Genomic DNA, 17843 nt, shown 5'->3' with positions numbered 1-17843 from the left:
TTGCATCGGTCTCAACCGAGGTTCTTGCCCAACAGCGCGTGATACAGCTCGCTGTCGCCGAGAATCCCCACCACCTTGTTGTTGTCGTGCAGCACCAGCTTGTGGCCGGTCTGGTAGCGGATCTGCAAGGCATCGCGCATACCGATGTTCGAGTCCACCAGGGTCGGCGTACGGCCCAGGCCTTCCACCGCTTGGCCCTGCACCCAGCTTTGCAGGTTCAGGGTCGCACCGTTCTGGCGGGCACCCTTGACGGTGTTGCCTTCGGCCAGGTCGATCCACGAATCGCCGCCCGGGTCGATGCACACCGAACCGTTGACCCGCTTGCAGTTGTCCAGGGTGCGCATCAGGCTGCGCCCGCAGAGCACGTTGAGCGGATTGGTGTGGGCGACGAAGGTGCGCACATATTCGTCCGCCGGGTTGAGCACGATGTCTTCCGGCTTGCTGTACTGGATGATCCGGCCATCTTTCATGATGGCGATGCGGCTGCCCAGCTTGAGGGCTTCATCGAGGTCGTGGCTGACGAACACGATGGTCTTTTGCAGCTTGCGTTGCAGGTCGAGCAGTTCGTCCTGCAAGCCTTGGCGGATCAGGGGGTCGAGGGCCGAAAAAGGTTCGTCCATCAACAGAATGTCGGCGTCCATCGCCAGGGCGCGGGCCAGGCCCACGCGTTGTTGCATCCCGCCGGACAGTTCGTCGGGCTTCTTGTTGCGCCATTGTTCCAGGCCCACCAGTTGCAGCTTCTCGTCCACCAGCTGGCGACGTTCCTTCTCAGGGCGACCCTGCATTTCCAGGCCGAAGCTGATGTTCTCGCGCACCGTCAGCCAGGGCATCAGGGCGAACTTCTGGAACACCATGGCGATGCGCTTGGTGCGCATCATCTTCAGCTCGGCGTCGGTGCAGTTGGCGATGTCGATCTGCCGACCTTCATGCTCGACGAACAAGTGACCGCGGCTGACCGTGTTCAAACCGTTGATGCAGCGCAGCAGACTGGACTTGCCGGAGCCGGACAGCCCCATCAGTACGCAGATCTCGCCTTTCTCGATTTCCAGGCTGGCGTTTTCCACACCGACGATCTGGCCGGTCTTTTTCAGGATCTCTTCACGCTTGAGGCCTTTGTCCAGCAGCGCGAGGGCCTCTCGCGGGTTCTTGGAGAAGATGACGTCTACCTTGTCGAAGCGAATGATGCTCATGCGTCACCCCTTACCTGTGCGTCGGGTTGTTTGCAGATACGGTCGAGCATGATTGCCAGCAGTACGATCGCCAGGCCGGCTTCGAAGCCCAGGGCGATATCAGCGGTGTTCAGTGCGTTGACCACGGGTTTGCCCAAGCCATCGGCGCCCACCAGCGCGGCGATCACCACCATCGACAACGACAGCATGATGCACTGGGTGACACCGGCGGCGATGCTCGGCATGGCGTGGGGCAGTTCAATCCGGGCGAGCAGTTGACGGCGCGAGCAGCCGAAGGCCTTGCCGGCGTCCATCAGTTCTTGCGGGACATCCTGGATACCCAGGTAGGTCAGGCGGATGGGCGCGGCAATCGCGAACACCACCGTGGAGATCAGGCCAGGGACGACACCCAGACCGAACAGGGTCAGGGTTGGAATGAGGTACACGAAGGTCGGTACGGTCTGCATCAGGTCGAGGACCGGACGCATCAGGGTGTAGAACATCGGCTTGTGCGCGGCGACGATGCCCAGCGGCACGCCGATCACCACGCATACCAGGGTGGCGAACATCACCTGGGCCAGGGTTTCCATGGTTTCCTGCCAGTACCCCAGGTTGAGGATCAGCAGGAAGGAGGCGATCACGAAGGCGGTCAGCCCCCATTTGCGCTGGATCAGGTGGGCGATCGCCGCGATCAGCGCGATCAATGCCAGCGGATTGAACCAGGCCAGCGCGAAGGTCACGCCGTGGATCATCGCTTCCAGCGTCGAGGCGATGAAATCGAAGTAGTTGGCACCGTGCTTCGTCAACCATTCGACGAACGCCGCGATGTACTGGCCCAGGGGGATTTTATGTTCAGTCAGCATGGTATTGAACGTCCACATGCGGGGAAATAAATGCCAGTCCAGGCGGGCGAACCCGCCCGGACAGGGCGGTTATTGCGCGAGCTTGGCTTTCACGGCTTCCAGGCCTGGTTTACCGTCAATGGTGGTCACGCCCGCCAGCCAGGTGGTCAACACCTGTGGGTTCTTCTGCAGCCACGCCTTGGCGGCGGCTTCAGGCTTCATCTTGTCGTCGAGGATGTTGCCCATCAGCGAGCTTTCCATGTCGACGGTGAACTCGAGGTTCTTCAGCAGTTGCCCGACGTTGCTGCATTCCTGGGTGTAACCCTTGCGGGTGTTGGTCAGGACGGTCGCAGCGCCGAAGTCAGGGCCGAAGTAGTCGTCACCCCCGGTCAGGTATTCGATCTTGAAGCGCTTGTTCATCGGATGCGGCGCCCAGCCCAGGAAGACCACGGCGGTGCCGCGTTTCTGCGCACGGTCGACCTGCGAGAGCATGCCGGCTTCGCTGGACTCGACGACTTTGAAGCCGGCGTCTTTCAGGCCGAAGGCGTTCTTGTCGATCATGCTCTGGATCAGGCGGTTGCCGTCGTTGCCTGGCTCGATGCCGTAGATCTTGCCGTCCAGTTCCTTCTTGAACTTGGCGATGTCGGCGAAGTCATGCAGGCCCTTGTCGTACAGCGCTTGAGGGACGGCGAGGGTGTACTTGGCGCCCTTGAGGTTGGTGCGCACGGTTTCCACGGTGCCGGCATCACGGTAGGCCTTGATGTCGTTTTCCATGGTCGGCATCCAGTTGCCGAGGAACACGTCCATGTTCTTGCCGTCGGCCAGGGACTTGTAGGTCACCGGCACGGAAATCATCGTGGTCTTGGTCTTGTAGCCCAGGGCGTCGAGTACCACGCTGGTGGTGGCGGTGGTGGCGGTGATGTCCGTCCAACCGACATCCGAGAAGTTAACGGTACTGCACTGTGCTGGCTCTGCGGCTTGGGCCAGCATCGGCAGACTCAGCATGGCGGCCAACAACAACGACGGGGAACCTTTCATGGGGTGGACTCCTGGATGTTTATTTTTGGCAGTGGTCCGACTGGACGATCGCGCTTAGTTATTTTGTGTTGCGGTTGTAGGCGCTGAGGACGGCTCTACCCCGGTGCCTTGCAATCGAGTCGAGACTGATCATGTACCAGCCTAAATCTGTCGCCTACAGGGTGCGTCGTATCCAGTACAGGGAGGGTCGCTTCCAGTGTCGGTGAGGTCGTTTACAGCTTTTTTCCCTGGTTTTTTCCCCTCTGCGCCGCAAAAAAACGCCGAAAATTACCTGTGCGCGGACGCTGGCGTTGCTGGGCATGGGTGCGTCGGTGTGAGACGTCGTGTGGGCTTTCAAAAGGCTGATGATGCTTTATCCCGGCGGATTGCGATGCTTGAGCGTAGCAGCTTCGCCACCGGACGCTCAGGCGTCTGGAACAGGCACTCAGAGGACTTCGCAACAATGGCAATCAGCGTGTTTGACCTGTTCAAGATCGGCATCGGCCCTTCCAGCTCCCACACCGTGGGGCCCATGCGCGCCGCGGCGCTGTTCGTCCAGGGGCTGCGTGAGCGCGGCGAGCTTGCGCAGGTGACGCGGGTTGAAGTGCAGCTTTACGGTTCGCTGTCGGCCACCGGCATCGGTCATGGCAGCGACAACGCGGTGATCATGGGCCTGATGGGCGAATGGCCGGACGCGATCGACCCGTCGCAGATCGGCCTGCGCATCGCCACCTTGCGGGAAACCGACACGCTGCTGCTGGATAACCGCCTGGCGATTCCCTTTGTCTGGGCGCGAGACATGCGCCTGATCGACGAGAACCTGGCGTTCCATCCCAATGCCATGACCCTGGTCGCTTTCGGCGAAGAAGGTAAAGAACTGCATCGCGATACCTACTATTCGGTGGGTGGCGGTTTTGTCGTCGACCAGGCCCAGGCGGAAAGCGGCGTGGCGGACATGGACCGGACGGTGCTGCCGTATGATTTTTCCAGTGCGGTGGAATTGCTCGAGCTGTGCCAGCGGCATGGCCTGAGCGTTGCCGAGCTGATGCTGGCCAATGAAAAGGTCTGGCGGGGCGAAGATGAGATTCGTAGCGGTTTGATGAAGCTCTGGCGGGCCATGCAGGATTGCGTCGAACAGGGGCTCAAGCACGAAGGCATCCTGCCTGGCGGCTTGAATGTGCGCCGGCGTGCGGCCAAGTTGCACCGCAGCTTGCAGGAGCTGAACAAGCCCAATGTCATCGGTTCGACCTTGAGCGCGATGGAGTGGGTGAACCTGTTCGCCCTGGCGGTCAACGAAGAGAACGCGGCGGGTGGGCGCATGGTCACGGCGCCAACCAACGGCGCGGCGGGGATTATCCCGGCGGTGCTGCACTACTTCATGAAGTTCAGCGAGGTGGTGACCGACGCCAATGTCGTCGACTATTTCCTCGCGGCGGCGGCGGTGGGCATCCTGTGCAAGAAGAACGCCTCGATCTCCGGGGCCGAGGTGGGTTGCCAGGGCGAAGTGGGCTCGGCTTGCGCCATGGCGGCGGCGGGCTTGGCGCAGGTGCTCGGGGCGACGCCGGAGCAGCTGTGCAACGCGGCGGAAATCGGTCTGGAACACAACCTGGGGCTGACCTGCGACCCGGTGGGCGGTCTGGTGCAGGTGCCGTGCATCGAGCGTAATGCGATTGCGGCGGTGAAAGCGATCAATGCGGCGCAGATGGCCTTGCGTGGTGATGGTCAGCACTTTATTTCCCTGGACCGGGTGATCCGCACCATGCGCGATACCGGCGCCGATATGCATGACAAATATAAAGAGACTTCGCGGGGTGGGTTGGCGGTTAGTGCGGTGGAGTGCTGAGGTCGGCCCACTGCCAAGACTGTGCATAAATCGACCACTGTCCCCGGGACGCGCCACCTTTTGGCGCGTCGCAAACAGGTAACTGGTAGGCCTTCGCAACACCCGGTTTTCACCCCGTTACCGCCGGTCGACTGTGCTTGCGGTGACACTCCTTCCCGGCGCCGCTCAGCGCCCGGCACACAAGTGCTACCGAAGTGCTCAAGCCCCTTGGGGCGGGCGCTTACAGACCTTTCCCACGCCTTATAACCCGCACTCGTGGCAAGGGCTATATAGACACACCGCGACGTCGTTTTCAGGAGTTATTGAATACCCATTCAACTTTCGGCATGGCAATTGCTCTGTCATTGCAAAGCCCCTCTCCGCGAGAGATCGAGGGCCATAACAAGAGCCTCCGCCTGAGGCCATCACCCGCTTTGTGTGAGGAGATATCGCGATGACGTCGTTCCAGTCCGGGGCTCAACCCCAGAACCGTGCGCCTCAATCCATCGGCTTCCTGCTGCTGGACAATTTCACGCTCATTTCCCTGGCTTCCGCCGTAGAACCCCTGCGGATGGCCAACCAATTGTCCGGCCGCGAGCTGTATCGCTGGACGACCCTGAGCGTCGACGGCGGACAGGTCTGGGCCAGCGACGGTCTGCAGATCACCCCTGACGCCTCCATGCACAAAGCGCCCGCCATGGACACCGTGATCGTCTGCGGCGGCATCGGCATTCAACGCACCGTAACACGTGAACATGTGTCCTGGTTGCAGAGCCAGGCGCGTCAGTCGCGTCGCCTCGGCGCCGTGTGCACCGGCAGTTGGGCCCTGGCTTGCGCCGGGTTGCTCGACGGCTTCGATTGCAGCGTGCACTGGGAATGTCTGGCCTCGATGCAGGAAGCTTTCCCGCGGGTGGCCATGAGCACTCGCCTGTTCACCCTTGACCGTAACCGTTTCACCAGTTCCGGTGGCACCGCGCCGCTGGACATGATGTTGCACCTGATCAGCCGTGACCATGGCCGTGAATTGTCGGCGGCGATCTCGGAGATGTTCGTCTACGAGCGTATCCGTAATGAACAGGATCACCAGCGTGTGCCGCTCAAGCACATGCTCGGCACCAACCAGCCGAAGCTGCAGGAAATCGTCGCGCTGATGGAAGCCAACCTGGAAGAGCCGATCGACCTGGACGAGCTGGCGGTGTATGTCGCCGTGTCCCGTCGACAGCTGGAGCGGTTGTTCCAGAAGTATCTGCATTGTTCGCCGTCGCGCTACTACCTGAAGCTGCGGCTGATCCGGGCGCGGCAATTGCTCAAGCAGACGCCGATGTCGATTATCGAAGTGGCGTCGGTGTGCGGGTTTGTTTCGACACCGCACTTCTCCAAGTGCTACCGCGAGTACTTCGGTATTCCGCCGCGTGACGAGCGTGTGGGTTCCAACACTACGCAGCAGGTGGCGATGATGCCGATTCCGCAGGCGTTGGTATTGGCGCCGTTGTCCGGGCCGATGTCGGCGTTGAGCCAGGCGCGTAATGAGTCGACGTTTGCCAGCGTAAGACTGTAAGACCGATTGCTTGGGGCGGCCCCGTGTGGCGGCTGCCCTGGTACCTATCCATGTAATTTGAACCCGAGCACGGTCTTGTGGCGAGCGGGCTTGCCCGCGCTCGGCTGCGCAGCAGCCGCAAAACCGGGCTCCTCGTTCTAACTGATAGACCGCGATCTCTGGTTTTAGGGGCGCTTCGCACCCCAGCGCGGGCAAGCCCGCTCGCCACAAATCTCGCCAGACTTTAGATCGTTCTTAACTGAACGACATCAGCGCAAGCCCTCACCACAACGAGGGCTACGTTCAGGACCGCGTTTGCTGATACTGCGCCAACGCCGGCAACAACTGCCTGTCTATCGCCTGGCGCACGGCCGGCAGGATCGTCGCGCTGCTGGTGTACATATCCTTGACCATCTTGCGCAGCTCATAGGCCCGGGCGTCGTCCAGGCCGCGTACCGCACATTCGCAGGCTTGCTCGGCGGTGGCACCGCTCGGCACTTGCAGGCCGAGGGATTTGAGCTGGCCCAACAGGTCTTCCTGGTCAATCAAATCCGCGTACATCATGGCGCTGGTCCTTGTTCCGATGTGATCGTGTTTCGATTCTGGTAGCCCTGCGCGGTGTCGGCAAGAGCCGATTGCCCGAGTGGCTCTGATACCTATGAACAGGTCGTTTTCGGCTAACTCGTGGGCAGGGCAAGCGAGCACACTGGGTACCAGTAGACCTGTCGACGGTTTGGTCACCCTCGGCGCGGGTCTCTGCGGACACACTCTCTCACCCCGATCCTGTCACGGCTTGATCGGGGTTTTTTTTGCCTGTGGAAAAGGGTGTGAGATGCCGTGCTTGGCGGGTTGTGAAACTGCTGAACGCAATGGGGGGATATTGGATGTTACATCTGCTCAACTGAAGGTGATTGCGATTGGAGCGGCAGTTGCCTAGCATCCGGCCACGACTACGCAGACAGCAGAAAATTTGTCGGCGGAGCTGCGAAGGCCTGGGCAAACCAGAGCCATATGAAGGGAAATTGCAGGCGTTTGGGTTGTTCTGCTTCAGTGCGGGAGACTTGTCTGCAAGGCCGTCCTTCCTCGTAGTCGGCGAATGTTTTGAATCTTGGCGTCGGTCGGACGATTGAGTGATAACCCTGAAGTATTTGCTCAAACATCCCGGCTCGTACTTGCTTGCACATGGCTGTGCAACGTTTCTATAGTCCTCCCTGTCATTGCCACTCAATGACTGGACGTCGCGGTCCATTTACGGAACCACACAATCGCCATCATACTGATGGCGATTGGCTGCCCAGCACCTGCGTTATGGCGGCTGTGCGAGGGACACCTTCGGGTGTGCCGGTAGGTTCCGTTTCCGGTCCGCGAACCCTTGCGCAGCTGCCACCTAATCAGCATCGCGGCTGATGGTGGTGGTTCCTTTATGAAACGGAGCCATTCATGACGAACTTCATTGCATTTCAATCCAACACCACCGATACCCCCGTCTTGTTCTTCAATCCTGATGCACCCCTGCGCGACCTTTGCGCATTCGCCAGTCGTCGACTGCGTGGTGCCCGCGATCTTTCGCAAACCTTGACCTGTGCCACGATCAACAATCTGGATGAGCATGATTTCCGGCATGTGTTGGAGGTGATGTATACGTTGCTTGATGACGGTTGTGATGTGTTGGGTGTGGTAGAGCAACGGGTGATGATGTTGGCGGATAAGGCGAGCACTCTTCGCGAGTAAACTTTAATGGCGTCAACCCAGGAAATTTAAATCTGGATACGATTTTGTAGCGGGCAGACTTGTACTTACGGGTTGCGTGACATCACGTTCAAATCAACCGATGTTATTATTGCCCGCTACTTTCATATCGCACGGCTATACCAAATGCAATGGAATGACCTGATCATTGGTGGGCGGACGTTCACGATGAAACACCTGCAGCCGTTCGAGCTGGTGTTTGATATCGCACGACAACAAGTGACGGTAAAGTTCGAGTTTGGCTTTCACTGCTTCACTGATGACAAAGGCCATGGTGAGCGGCTCACGTTCCGTGGTGAACGGCGATATTTTTGCGCTGACCGCTACCATTGCAGTACCCAGGTCGTTGACTATATACACAGACGCTTTATCGACAGCATTGTTCTGCCATTCTTTGTAGTGAACAGTCAGCGTTATTTTTGTCTGGATCTGCATGATTACGCTATTTTCTTCTCGATCAGCAAACCGGCGGGAACGAGCAACTTACTCAAGGTGCGGATCGTCTCTGCGTACGAAATAGCAACTTGGGGGCGTGGAAATCTCCCCAAGAAGGGTAAGCCCCACAATGTGCGATATATTCTGGAGATGCGGAATGCTGGTAAGTCTGTTTAAAACAGAGCATCCATATTGCTGTTCATATAAGTGCCAGGACTGGCGATTCTGTTATATTTTGCAAACAAAAACCCCGGTGCTTTCGCATCGGGATCTTTGTGAATCACTTTATCGGCCTGTCCTTTCGCGTTTCCGCTTATCCCGCTCACTGGCTGGGAGTGATTTACATCACCGAAATCAACACCCCTTGCTTCCAAGGTTCCGGTCCGTGTCGACGGGAAAAATATTAGCGCTTTGATCAACAAATAGCAATCGCCGCCAAATATCCGTTCAACCGAGATAGTGTGTTCGAACGATCAGCCCTCAGCGCTGCAACACCAATATCCGCGATAACAATTCATCCCTATCGATATAGCAGCCCTGGAAATGCCGGGCCCCGGTGGCCGGGTCGAAGGCATTGCGGGCGTGTAGCGTGCGGCGGTTGTCGAAGCACCACAGTTCGCCGGGGTTGAGCCGCCGCACGATCCGGAAACGCGCTTCGCGGGTCATGGCGATAAAGCGTCGATAGGCGTTGTACAGCAGCGGCATCTGTTCCACCGACGCCTCGAACGGGCCCCGCAGGAAGTTGGCCATGCGGATCTCGCTGACCTGCCCGGTACTGTCCAGCGCAATGACCGGCGCCAGGCAGCGGTAGTCGCTATGCCGGTCCTTGTTGCGAAACTCCACCGGGATCTCGCTCAGGGCGCGGAACGCCGCCGGATCTTCCCGGCGCAGGGCATCGGCAATGGCAAAGCCATCGACGAAAATGCTCTCGCCACCCTCGGCGTCATTCACCAGGCAATGCAGGAATTGCAGGCCCGGTTGCAGCTCGCGGGTTGGCAGGTCGCTGTGCAATGGCAGGTTGAAGGCGGTGTAGGCGTTGCTGTCGGCGTCGGCCTTGGATTGCACGTTGAACAGCACGCCGAAGTTGGTCTGGCGGATAAACGAGATCAGCTTGGCCACCTCGGTCAACGAACCTGGCTCGGTCGGTACGCCGCGGACTTGGGTCAGGCCGGTGTCGCGCAAGGCCAATAACCAGTGCAGCAAGGTTTTCGGGTCTTCCTTGAGGGCGGCGAACTCGAATACCGGCAACTCCAGGCTACTGGTCCACAACCGGCTTTTCGATTTGCCGGCCTGGCGTTCGACGCGCGACTCGTCGTCATAGGCATGCGCCCGCAACCAGCCCGGGTCGAAGCGGCTGGCGTGGCCGTCCTGCCAGTCGATGCACAGGCAGCCAGTGTTGTCGATGCGGATGGCGGCGGGGGCCAGGCCCTCGGGCACATCGACGATTTCCAGCACCTGTTCCCGGGTCACCGTGTACACGCACTGCGGACACGGGCAGTTGTCCCGTAGCCACACGTGATGGTACGGGCTGATACGCCCGTCCGCCCAATACACCTCGATGCGATCCGCCAGCGGATGCGCGGCGGTCAGGGCACTGATCAGCGGGTAACTGCGGAAATCGGCAAACGCGGAGGCGGTGTTCACGGTGAGCTCCTTTTCGGGGATTCTTATTTTTTCGCAGGCAATCCAATCACGCGGCCAATGTATTCCGGGGGCGGCAGGTCGCTCTGGTCTTCGACGATGGCCTGCAGTTTTTCCAGCACGGCGTCGGTGAAAGGCGCCGAGCGCGGGCCGGCGAGGTCGACGTGCAGCAGCATCTGTTCGTTGCCGGCGAGTTCCTTGTCGCCGCCCACCAGGTGCAGGCTGTGGTAGAGGTGCAGGCGCTTGGCGTCGTGGCCGATGATCTGGGTGCGCACTTCGACCTGGGCGCCGAGTTTGACTTCGTGCAGGTAGTTGAGGTGCAGTTCGAGGGTGAACAACGAGCTGCCGGTGGCTTCGCGGTTGTCGCTGTCCATGCCCAGGCGCAGCATCAGGGCGTCGGTGGCGTAGCTGAAGATCAGCAGGTAGAAGGCGTCGCGCAGATGGCCGTTGTAGTCGACCCAGTCAGGGATGACTTCGGTGGTGTAGGTGGTGAGGGTGGGCATGGTGGATCTTCCACAATGATGGCGTCGAATGGTATCCATGTGGCGAGCGGGCTTGTCGGAGCGCCGCACCGCCGCTCTGGGGCGCGAAGCGGCCCTGAAACCAGCGAGCGCGGTCTGTCAGGTAGACCGAGATAACCGGTTTTGCGACTGCTTCGCAGCCGAGCGCGGGCAAGCCCGCTCGCCACAGGTCCCGCGTCTATTTATTACTCGCTGAAACTCATACCATGTTTGGCCTTGGTGGTTTTCACCGCTTCCAGCACCGCCAGCAGGCAGTCGTCGCGATAGCGCTCCAGGGCCGAGATGCTGTGTTTGCCCAGTTGATCGCTGGTCCCGTCGACCACATCGTCGATCAGCTTCTCGGTCAGTTCCGGTGCAGGCAGGTAAGTCCAAGGCAACTGCAACGCAGGACCGAACTGGGCCATGAAGTGCCGCATACCCGCATCGCCACCGGCCAGGGTGTAGGTCAGGAAGGTACCCATGAACGACCAGCGCAAGCCGGCGCCAAAGCGGATCGCATCGTCGATTTCGCCGGTGGTGGCAACACCGTCGTTGACCAGGTGCAGCGCCTCGCGCCACAACGCTTCCAGCAGACGGTCGGCGATAAAGCCCGGGACTTCCTTGCGCACATGCAGGGGGCGCATGCCGAGGGATTCATAGACTTTCATCGCCGCTTGCACGGCTTCAGGGGCGGTGTTCTTGCCGCCGACCACTTCCACCAGCGGCAGCAGGTACACCGGGTTGAACGGGTGACCGACCACGCAGCGTTCCGGGTGGGTGGCGCCTTCGTAGAATTCGCTGGGCAACAGGCCCGAGGTGCTGGAGCCGATCAGGGCATTGGGCTTGGCCGCGGCGCTGATCTTGCCGTGCAGTTCGAGTTTCAGTTCCAGGCGCTCAGGGGCGCTTTCCTGGATAAAGTCGGCGTCCTTCACGCATTCTTCGATGGTCGCGACAAAACGCAGGCGGTCTTGCGAAGCGCCTGGAGCCAGGCCTTGTTTCTCCAAGGCACCCCAGGCATTGGCGACGCGCTTGCGCAGGGCCGCTTCGGCGCCGGGCGCCGGGTCCCAGGCGATCACATCCAGGCCATGGGCGAGGGCGCGGGAGACCCAGCCACTGCCGATGACACCGCTGCCCAGGGCGGCGAAGGTTTTGATTTCGGTGATAAAGCTCATGGCAACTTCCTGCGCAATTGGGTTTTGGCAATACAGTCCCTGCTGGGAGCCGGGACTAAAAAATCGTCTGTCATGACGCAAAACTGTAGGAGCCGGCTTGCTGGCGATGAGGCCAGTGAGTCTTGCATCGACAGTCCGGCCGCCATCGCCAGCAAGCCGGCTCCTGCAGGGTGTGGATCAACCGCGCTTGGTCAGCCCCATCTTCACCCGCCCTTCGGCCGGGGTCAGGACACGGGCGCCGAGGCGGCTGAGGATTTCCGAAGCGCGCTCGACCAACTGGCCGTTGGTCGCCAGCACGCCCTTGTCCAGCCACAGGTTGTCTTCCAGGCCGACCCGCACGTTGCCGCCCAGCAGCACCGCTTGTGCCGCCATCGGCATCTGCATGCGGCCGATACCGAAACCGGCCCAGACCGCGCCCGCCGGCAGGTTGTCGACCATGGCCTTCATGGTGGTGGTGTCCGCCGGAGCGCCCCACGGGATACCCAGGCACAGCTGGAACAACGGATCGTCCAGCAGGCCTTCCTTGATCAGCTGCTTGGCGAACCACAGGTGGCCGGTGTCGAAGATTTCCAGCTCGGCTTTCACGCCCAGCTCTTGGATACGTTTGGCGCCGGCGCGCAGTTGCGCCGGGGTGGAGACGTAGATGGTGTCGCCGTCGCCGAAATTCAGGGTGCCGCAATCCAGGGTGCAGATTTCCGGCAGCAGCGCCTCGACGTGGGCCAGGCGAGTCAGCGGACCGACCAGGTCGGTGTTCGGGCCGAACTCCATCGGGTTCTCGCCGGCACCGATTTCCAGGTCGCCGCCCATGCCGGCGGTGAGGTTGACGATGATGTCCACGTCCGCCTCGCGGATACGCTCCATCACTTCGCGATACAGGGCCACGTCGCGGCTGAACTTGCCGGTCTCGGGGTTGCGCACGTGGCAATGGACCACGGTGGCGCCGGCCTTGGCCGCTTCCACGGCAGCCGCTGCGATCTGTTTGGGCGTGACCGGAACGTGGGGGCTTCTGCCGGTCGTGTCGCCAGCACCGGTGAGTGCGCAGGTGATGATGACGTCGTGGTTCATGGTGCGGATTCCTTACAGGCGTGGTCGTTCACACCGCAGCCATCAGGGGCTGCGGGTGCGCTTTTCGGTGGTTTATTTGCTGGTCAATTGCAGGTTGTCGGCGGCCGGCTTGCCGTCGAAGGTGGTCACACCTTCCAGCCAGCGGGCCTTGTCTTGCGGGTGATCCTTGAGCCACTGCTTGGCCGACTCGAGGGCGTCCTTGTGGTCGAGCAGCGGTTGCATCATGCGGCTCTCGTCGGCGGCGCTGAAGGTCAGGTTGCTCAGCAGCTTGTTCACGTTCGGGCATTGTTCGGCGTAGCTCGGCGCGGTGACGGTCCAGACGGTGGCCATGCCTTCGTTCGGGCCCAGGGCGTTTTCGCTACCGGTGAGGTAGGTCATCTGCACGTTGACGTTCATCGGGTGCGGCGCCCAGCCGAAGAACACCACGGCTTCCTTGCGCCGCACGGCCCGATCCACCGCCGAGAGCATGGCCGCTTCACTGGATTCCACCAGCTGGAACTTGCCCAGGCCGAACTGGTTCTTGGCGATCATTTCCTTGATCTGGGTGTTGGCGCCCGAGCCCGGCTCGATGCCGTAGATCTTGCCGCCCAGCTCTTTTTCGAACTTGGCGATGTCGGCGAAGGTCTTCAGGCCCTTGTCGGCCAGGTAAGTGGGCACGGCCAGGGTGGCGCGAGCGTCCTTGAGGCTCGGTTCGGCCAGGACCTTGACCTGCTTGGCGTCGACGAATGGGGTGATGGTCTGGGTCATCAGCGGGTTCCAGTAGCCGAGGAACATGTCCAGGCGCTGGTCGCGGATGCCGGCGAAGATGATCTGTTGGGACGCGCTGGTCTGCTTGACCTGGTAGCCCAGGCCATCGAGCAGCACCTGGGTCATGGCGCTGGTGGCGATGACATCGGTCCAGTTGACCACACCGAGGCGAACGTTCTGGCAGGAGGCTTGCTCCGCGGCCATGACCCCTGTGCTCAGGAGCGCGGTACCGGTGAGTGCAAGCGCACAGCGGCTGATCAGTCGTTTCATGTTGGTTTCCTCGGCAGGACGTTATTGTCGGTTCCGGCGTCTTCGTGCGCCGGTGATGCCACGTTACGCAGCCCGGCCTTGCTGAAAACGCACAGCGGCGACCGACTCTTGCACAGCAGCGACCTGTGCTCTTGTGGCCGTCGTGCAACTGGCGTATCACGTCGGGAACGCTACCCGTCTTGCGAGCGCGTTCCATGTCCCAGGATTTCTATTTCTTGTTGATGCCGGGTTTTTCGGCGATGGGTTTTATCTCGGCGATCGAGCCCCTGCGGGTGGCCAATCGCTTTCGCGGCGAGCTGTATCGCTGGCACGTATTGAGTGCTGACGGCGGTGCGGTATTGGCGAGCAATGGCATGTCGGTCAACGCCGATGCGGCCCTGGAGCCGTTGAAGAAGGGCGCGACGCTGTTGGTGGTGGCGGGTTTCGAGCCGCTGAAGTTCGCCACCCCGACGTTGGCGCACTGGCTGCGGCGCCTGGATCATGAAGGTGTGACGTTGGGCGGTATCGACACCGGCAGCGTGGTGCTGGCCGAAGCCGGTCTGCTGGAAGGGCACCGCGTGACCCTGCACTGGGAAGCGCTGGAGGCCTTCAAGGAATCTTATCCACAGCTGGAAGTGACCCAGGAGCTGTTCGAGATCGACCGCCGGAGGATCACCTGCGCCGGGGGGACCGCGTCCATCGACATGATGCTCGACCTGATCGGCCAGGCCCACGGCCCGGAACTGGCGATCCAGGTCTCCGAGCAGTTCGTGCTCGGGCGTATCCGCCCGCGCAAGGACCACCAGCGCATGCAGATCGCCACGCGCTACGGCATCAGCAACAAGAAGCTGGTGCATGTGGTCGGGGAGATGGAACAGCACATGGAGCCGCCGTTGAGCACGCTGGAGTTGGCGGAGTCGATCAAGGTGACGCGGCGGCAGTTGGAGCGCCTCTTCCGTCTTTATCTGAAGGACACCCCAAGCAACTTTTACCTGGGCTTGCGGCTGGAGAAGGCGCGGCAGTTGTTGCGCCAGACGGACATGAGTGTGCTGGAGGTGAGCATTGCCAGCGGGTTCGAGTCGCCGTCGTATTTCACCCGCAGCTACCGGGCGCGATTTGCCCAGTGTCCGCGGGAGGATCGGCGCGGGATCAAGGTGTAGGCGCCAATGCCTGTCACTTACCGAAATTTGCAGTCGAGCGCGGTCTTGTGGCGAGCGGGCTTGCCCGCGTTGGGGCGCGAAGCGGCCCTAGAACCTGTGCTCGCGGTGTATCAGGTAGAGCAAGGTGGCAGGTTTTACGACTGCTGCGCAGCTGAGCGCGGCGGTGCGGCGTTCCGACAAGCCCGCTCGCCACAAATCTTGGCCAGACTCAAGATCGCCCTTAACTGACTGGCTGATTTATTTTTTCATCAGCGCCGCACAGGCCGTCTTATAGGCTTCATGCTGATATTTGTTCAGCGTGGCCGGCAAGGCGAAGTCGAACTTCTTGTTCTGCGCGTTGATGGTCTGCGGCGACAGCAGCGTCACCTCGCAGTTTTCCAGCAACTGGAAAATCCCTTCGATCTTGAAAGTGGTCGGCCCGCCGGCAAATTCACCTTTCTTGCTGCGCTTCTTGATAGCAATCCGTTCGATGCCCGCGTCCTGGACGAACGCCTTTACCTGGGCGGCGAAGGCTTTGACGTTGGCCGCCTCGTCATCCTCGTCCAGGGCGATTTTCTTGATGGCGACGGCCACGTGCGCGAGGGCGCTGCCCTGCAAGGTGGCGATGGCGAAGATGGCTTCGCTGCCTTTGATTTCGATGCCGCAGAGGGTCATTGGAGTCCTTGGAAAAAAGAGGAAAGGCTTAGAGTTCGAGTTGGTCGGCTTTGATGCCGAAGGCCGCGGCAATTTTCTCGCGAGTTGCCTTGCGGGGCTTGTTCACGGACTCCTGTTGAGCGTAGGCCGGTTGGGAGATGCCCAGGCGCTTGGCCACTTCATCTTGCGTCAGATCCAGATATTCACGCCAGGCGCGAATGGGCGTGGAACCATCCACAATACGGCTGACTACCTCGTGGGGAATCAAATCGGCTTCCGTCTGCTGCGCCACATACTGCGCATAAGGTATGACGACGAACGCCGGCCGCCCGTCGGCGCCGTTGATGATCTGGATTTCAGTAGGTACGTTCATCGCGTTTCTTGACCTCTTGAATACTGACTACTTTGATCGTTCCTTCCCAATCGAACAGAATCCTGTAGCGACCGACGCGCATACGGTAGCCGTAGTCATGTTGACTCAGCGCCTTGACGTTGCTGACGTCAGGCATACCGCTGAGGATGGTCACCGCATCGCGAATGTGGACCTGGTCCCGGGAATGCAATCTCAGAAGTTGCTTGGCCGCCTTTCGGGTCCAGAAAATCGTATTCATGGGATGATATAAGTCTTTTATAAGAATTGCGAATACTTACTTATATCTTCCCGAAGGACAACGCATGAACGTTGTCCTTATGTTACGTCGGCGGGACAAGCTATTCAGGGGCCAATCAGTAATAGACCCCCTCCTCACGAAACCTGGCCATCTGCCGGTAATTCCAGCACAACAAGCAGAGGCACAACGCGATCAGGCTCACACTGGCGCTGAAGATGTAGAAGTCCGCGCGCTTGAAGCTGAATTCGCTCTTCAGGCTGTGAAAGCTCGGAAACCAGTCGGAATAGACGATCTGCACATGATCGCCAATCTGGTACGTCGGGTTCGCCACCATCGCGTTCAGCGAGTGAACGCCCTGGCCACGGTTGCCCAGTTCGTAATCGAAGGCGTAGTAGATATCCGCCGGGGAGGCTTCTTTACGGGTATTGATGACCTGCGTGATGGTGCCGGTCACTTCCCGTGGCGCCGCCTTGATGGCGGCATACAGCAGCCCGCCGCTCTTGGACAGCGCCGCCATGCCAAAGGCCAGGAAGATCAGGAAAAGCAGCAGGACGCCTCGGGTAAAGAGGTAGTCCCGTTCGGTTTCTCGGGGCGCGTACATTCAAGTTCCTTTTGAATGAGTGGGTTCACTGCCCAGTCTAGTCGCTGTCCGTGGACCGTGCAGGGCGCGTTAATCCATGGTTTTACGCAGGTCGAGCATGATCTGGTCGAAGTAGTCGACGCGGATAACGCCGATCCGCGGATACTCGAAATCCAGGATCACATACAGCACGCAGACCATCACCAGCGCATAACCCAGGCTGTACAGCCAGTTGCGCCTGGCCGTGCCGGCCATGTCGTAGCCGATGAACAGGGCGCTGACCAGGGTCAGGGCGACCAGCATCAGGTAGATCACCAGTGGCGGGTGGGTGTCCTGGGCCACTCCCCGGGTGGTGGTGATGTCGATCATCTGGTTGAGGGCTTGCAGCAGATTGGAGCCCAGCGTCGGCGTGGGCATCTGCGGCAGCGCGGCGACCGACTGTTTCCAGATCTCCAGCTGCAAGGCATTGACCCGCGTGTTGTCCTGGCTGGAACGGTCGAGTTCGTTGAGGTCGCGGTAGTAGGCGATGCGTGCATCCACATAGTCGCGAAACGCCTGGCGCAGGGCCGGTTGGTTGGCCGGCGGCAACAGGTCCAGGCGCAACCAGGCGGTGCCCATGGCGTTGGTTTCTTCGACGATCAGGCTGCGCCGGACGTCCAGCCGGGTGGCCGCGCCGGAAAAGGTAAAGGCGATCAACAGCGCCAGCAGGCCGAAGACCGCGCCCTCGATGGCGCTGGTACCGGTCCGCGCACCCTCGGGGTCGAGGGCCAGGTGGCGGTTGCCGATGCGGCGACCGATTTCAATGAACAGCACAATGGCGAGAAAAATCGCCAAGGCATACAGCGGAATGGCTGAAAGTGAGCGCATACGAAGATCCTGTGATGATCGTCAACGACTCGCCTGTACAGCCATTT

Annotated in this window: 20 protein-coding genes; 5 read left to right on the top strand and 15 right to left on the bottom strand. The window is 60.5% G+C overall.

All coding sequences use genetic code 11. From position 1 onward, the window contains the following. Window positions 1-11: 11 nt before the first annotated feature. The 3 genes from choV to CWE01_RS21400 all read right to left on the bottom strand — a co-directional run bounded on the left by choV (window position 12) and on the right by CWE01_RS21400 (window position 3049). The gene (gene choV / locus CWE01_RS21410; RefSeq protein WP_100942539.1) at window positions 12-1190 is read right to left on the bottom strand and encodes a choline ABC transporter ATP-binding protein; all 1179 of its coding nucleotides are present in this window, start codon (window positions 1188-1190) and stop codon (window positions 12-14) included. Then, window positions 1187-2032: a choline ABC transporter permease subunit gene (gene choW / locus CWE01_RS21405; protein ID WP_100942575.1), complete on the bottom strand. Its 846-nt coding sequence runs from the start codon at window positions 2030-2032 to the stop codon at window positions 1187-1189. Before choW ends, choV begins: the two co-directional genes overlap by 4 nt. Before the next feature lie 69 nt (window positions 2033-2101). Beyond that, window positions 2102-3049 carry a choline ABC transporter substrate-binding protein gene (locus CWE01_RS21400; RefSeq protein ID WP_100942538.1) on the bottom strand — a complete coding sequence of 316 codons (948 nt, stop codon included), beginning with the start codon at window positions 3047-3049 and terminating at the stop codon, window positions 2102-2104. A gap of 442 nt (window positions 3050-3491) precedes the next feature. On the opposite strand from CWE01_RS21400, the gene CWE01_RS21395 reads away from it, so the two are divergent. Continuing rightward, window positions 3492-4871: an L-serine ammonia-lyase gene (locus CWE01_RS21395; RefSeq protein ID WP_100942537.1), complete on the top strand. Its 1380-nt coding sequence runs from the start codon at window positions 3492-3494 to the stop codon at window positions 4869-4871. A 433-nt stretch (window positions 4872-5304) separates the two neighbouring features. Next, window positions 5305-6408, top strand: a complete 1104-nt coding sequence (locus CWE01_RS21390; RefSeq protein ID WP_017128334.1) for a GlxA family transcriptional regulator — start codon at window positions 5305-5307, stop codon at window positions 6406-6408. A gap of 282 nt (window positions 6409-6690) precedes the next feature. Here CWE01_RS21390 and CWE01_RS21385 read toward each other — a convergent pair whose 3' ends face one another. Then, window positions 6691-6951 carry a hypothetical protein gene (locus CWE01_RS21385; RefSeq protein WP_100942536.1) on the bottom strand — a complete coding sequence of 87 codons (261 nt, stop codon included), beginning with the start codon at window positions 6949-6951 and terminating at the stop codon, window positions 6691-6693. 876 nt (window positions 6952-7827) lie between these two features. Between CWE01_RS21385 and CWE01_RS21380 the strand changes: the two genes are divergently transcribed. Both CWE01_RS21380 and CWE01_RS33705 read left to right on the top strand, forming a co-directional pair. Beyond that, window positions 7828-8118, top strand: a complete 291-nt coding sequence (locus CWE01_RS21380) for a hypothetical protein (RefSeq protein ID WP_100942535.1) — start codon at window positions 7828-7830, stop codon at window positions 8116-8118. Window positions 8119-8304: 186 nt separating this feature from the next. Then, window positions 8305-8748, top strand: coding sequence for a hypothetical protein (locus CWE01_RS33705; protein ID WP_100942574.1), 444 nt, complete (start codon window positions 8305-8307; stop codon window positions 8746-8748). Here the strand turns inward: CWE01_RS33705 and CWE01_RS33340 are convergent. The 6 genes from CWE01_RS33340 to choX all read right to left on the bottom strand — a co-directional run bounded on the left by CWE01_RS33340 (window position 8745) and on the right by choX (window position 13966). After that, window positions 8745-8945, bottom strand: coding sequence for a hypothetical protein (locus CWE01_RS33340; protein ID WP_157815254.1), 201 nt, complete (start codon window positions 8943-8945; stop codon window positions 8745-8747). The two genes, CWE01_RS33705 and CWE01_RS33340, sit on opposite strands and share 4 nt — an antisense overlap. Before the next feature lie 106 nt (window positions 8946-9051). Further along, entirely contained in the window at window positions 9052-10215 is a 1164-nt protein-coding gene (locus tag CWE01_RS21370) for a gamma-butyrobetaine dioxygenase (protein WP_100942534.1), read from the bottom strand. A gap of 23 nt (window positions 10216-10238) precedes the next feature. After that, window positions 10239-10715, bottom strand: a complete 477-nt coding sequence (locus CWE01_RS21365) for a thioesterase family protein (protein ID WP_100942533.1) — start codon at window positions 10713-10715, stop codon at window positions 10239-10241. A 203-nt stretch (window positions 10716-10918) separates the two neighbouring features. After that, entirely contained in the window at window positions 10919-11884 is a 966-nt protein-coding gene (locus tag CWE01_RS21360; protein ID WP_100942532.1) for an L-carnitine dehydrogenase, read from the bottom strand. 177 nt (window positions 11885-12061) lie between these two features. Continuing rightward, on the bottom strand, window positions 12062-12949 hold the full coding sequence (locus tag CWE01_RS21355) for a 3-keto-5-aminohexanoate cleavage protein (RefSeq protein ID WP_100942531.1): 888 nt from the start codon (window positions 12947-12949) through the stop codon (window positions 12062-12064). Between the two features lie 72 nt (window positions 12950-13021). Next, window positions 13022-13966: a choline ABC transporter substrate-binding protein gene (gene choX, locus CWE01_RS21350; protein ID WP_100942530.1), complete on the bottom strand. Its 945-nt coding sequence runs from the start codon at window positions 13964-13966 to the stop codon at window positions 13022-13024. A 194-nt stretch (window positions 13967-14160) separates the two neighbouring features. On the opposite strand from choX, the gene CWE01_RS21345 reads away from it, so the two are divergent. Next, complete coding sequence (locus CWE01_RS21345; RefSeq protein ID WP_100942529.1) at window positions 14161-15105, top strand: GlxA family transcriptional regulator; 945 nt, start codon at window positions 14161-14163, stop codon at window positions 15103-15105. A gap of 237 nt (window positions 15106-15342) precedes the next feature. Here CWE01_RS21345 and CWE01_RS21335 read toward each other — a convergent pair whose 3' ends face one another. The 5 genes from CWE01_RS21335 to CWE01_RS21315 form a co-directional block, all read right to left on the bottom strand. Continuing rightward, the gene (locus CWE01_RS21335; RefSeq protein WP_100942527.1) at window positions 15343-15759 is read right to left on the bottom strand and encodes a DUF3010 family protein; all 417 of its coding nucleotides are present in this window, start codon (window positions 15757-15759) and stop codon (window positions 15343-15345) included. A 28-nt stretch (window positions 15760-15787) separates the two neighbouring features. Continuing rightward, on the bottom strand, window positions 15788-16111 hold the full coding sequence (locus CWE01_RS21330; RefSeq protein WP_100942526.1) for a helix-turn-helix domain-containing protein: 324 nt from the start codon (window positions 16109-16111) through the stop codon (window positions 15788-15790). Continuing rightward, window positions 16095-16349, bottom strand: coding sequence for a type II toxin-antitoxin system RelE/ParE family toxin (locus tag CWE01_RS21325; protein WP_100942525.1), 255 nt, complete (start codon window positions 16347-16349; stop codon window positions 16095-16097). Before CWE01_RS21325 ends, CWE01_RS21330 begins: the two co-directional genes overlap by 17 nt. 115 nt (window positions 16350-16464) lie before the next feature. Then, the gene (locus CWE01_RS21320; RefSeq protein WP_100942524.1) at window positions 16465-16950 is read right to left on the bottom strand and encodes a DUF3592 domain-containing protein; all 486 of its coding nucleotides are present in this window, start codon (window positions 16948-16950) and stop codon (window positions 16465-16467) included. Window positions 16951-17019: 69 nt separating this feature from the next. Then, on the bottom strand, window positions 17020-17796 hold the full coding sequence (locus CWE01_RS21315; protein WP_100942523.1) for a DUF4239 domain-containing protein: 777 nt from the start codon (window positions 17794-17796) through the stop codon (window positions 17020-17022). Between the last annotated feature and the right edge of the window lie 47 nt (window positions 17797-17843).

The organism is Pseudomonas sp. QS1027, assembly GCF_002814235.1.
GTDB lineage: Bacteria > Pseudomonadota > Gammaproteobacteria > Pseudomonadales > Pseudomonadaceae > Aquipseudomonas.
Note: the sequence above shows the minus strand (reverse complement) of the source record. Positions and strands in the feature narration are given on the sequence as shown.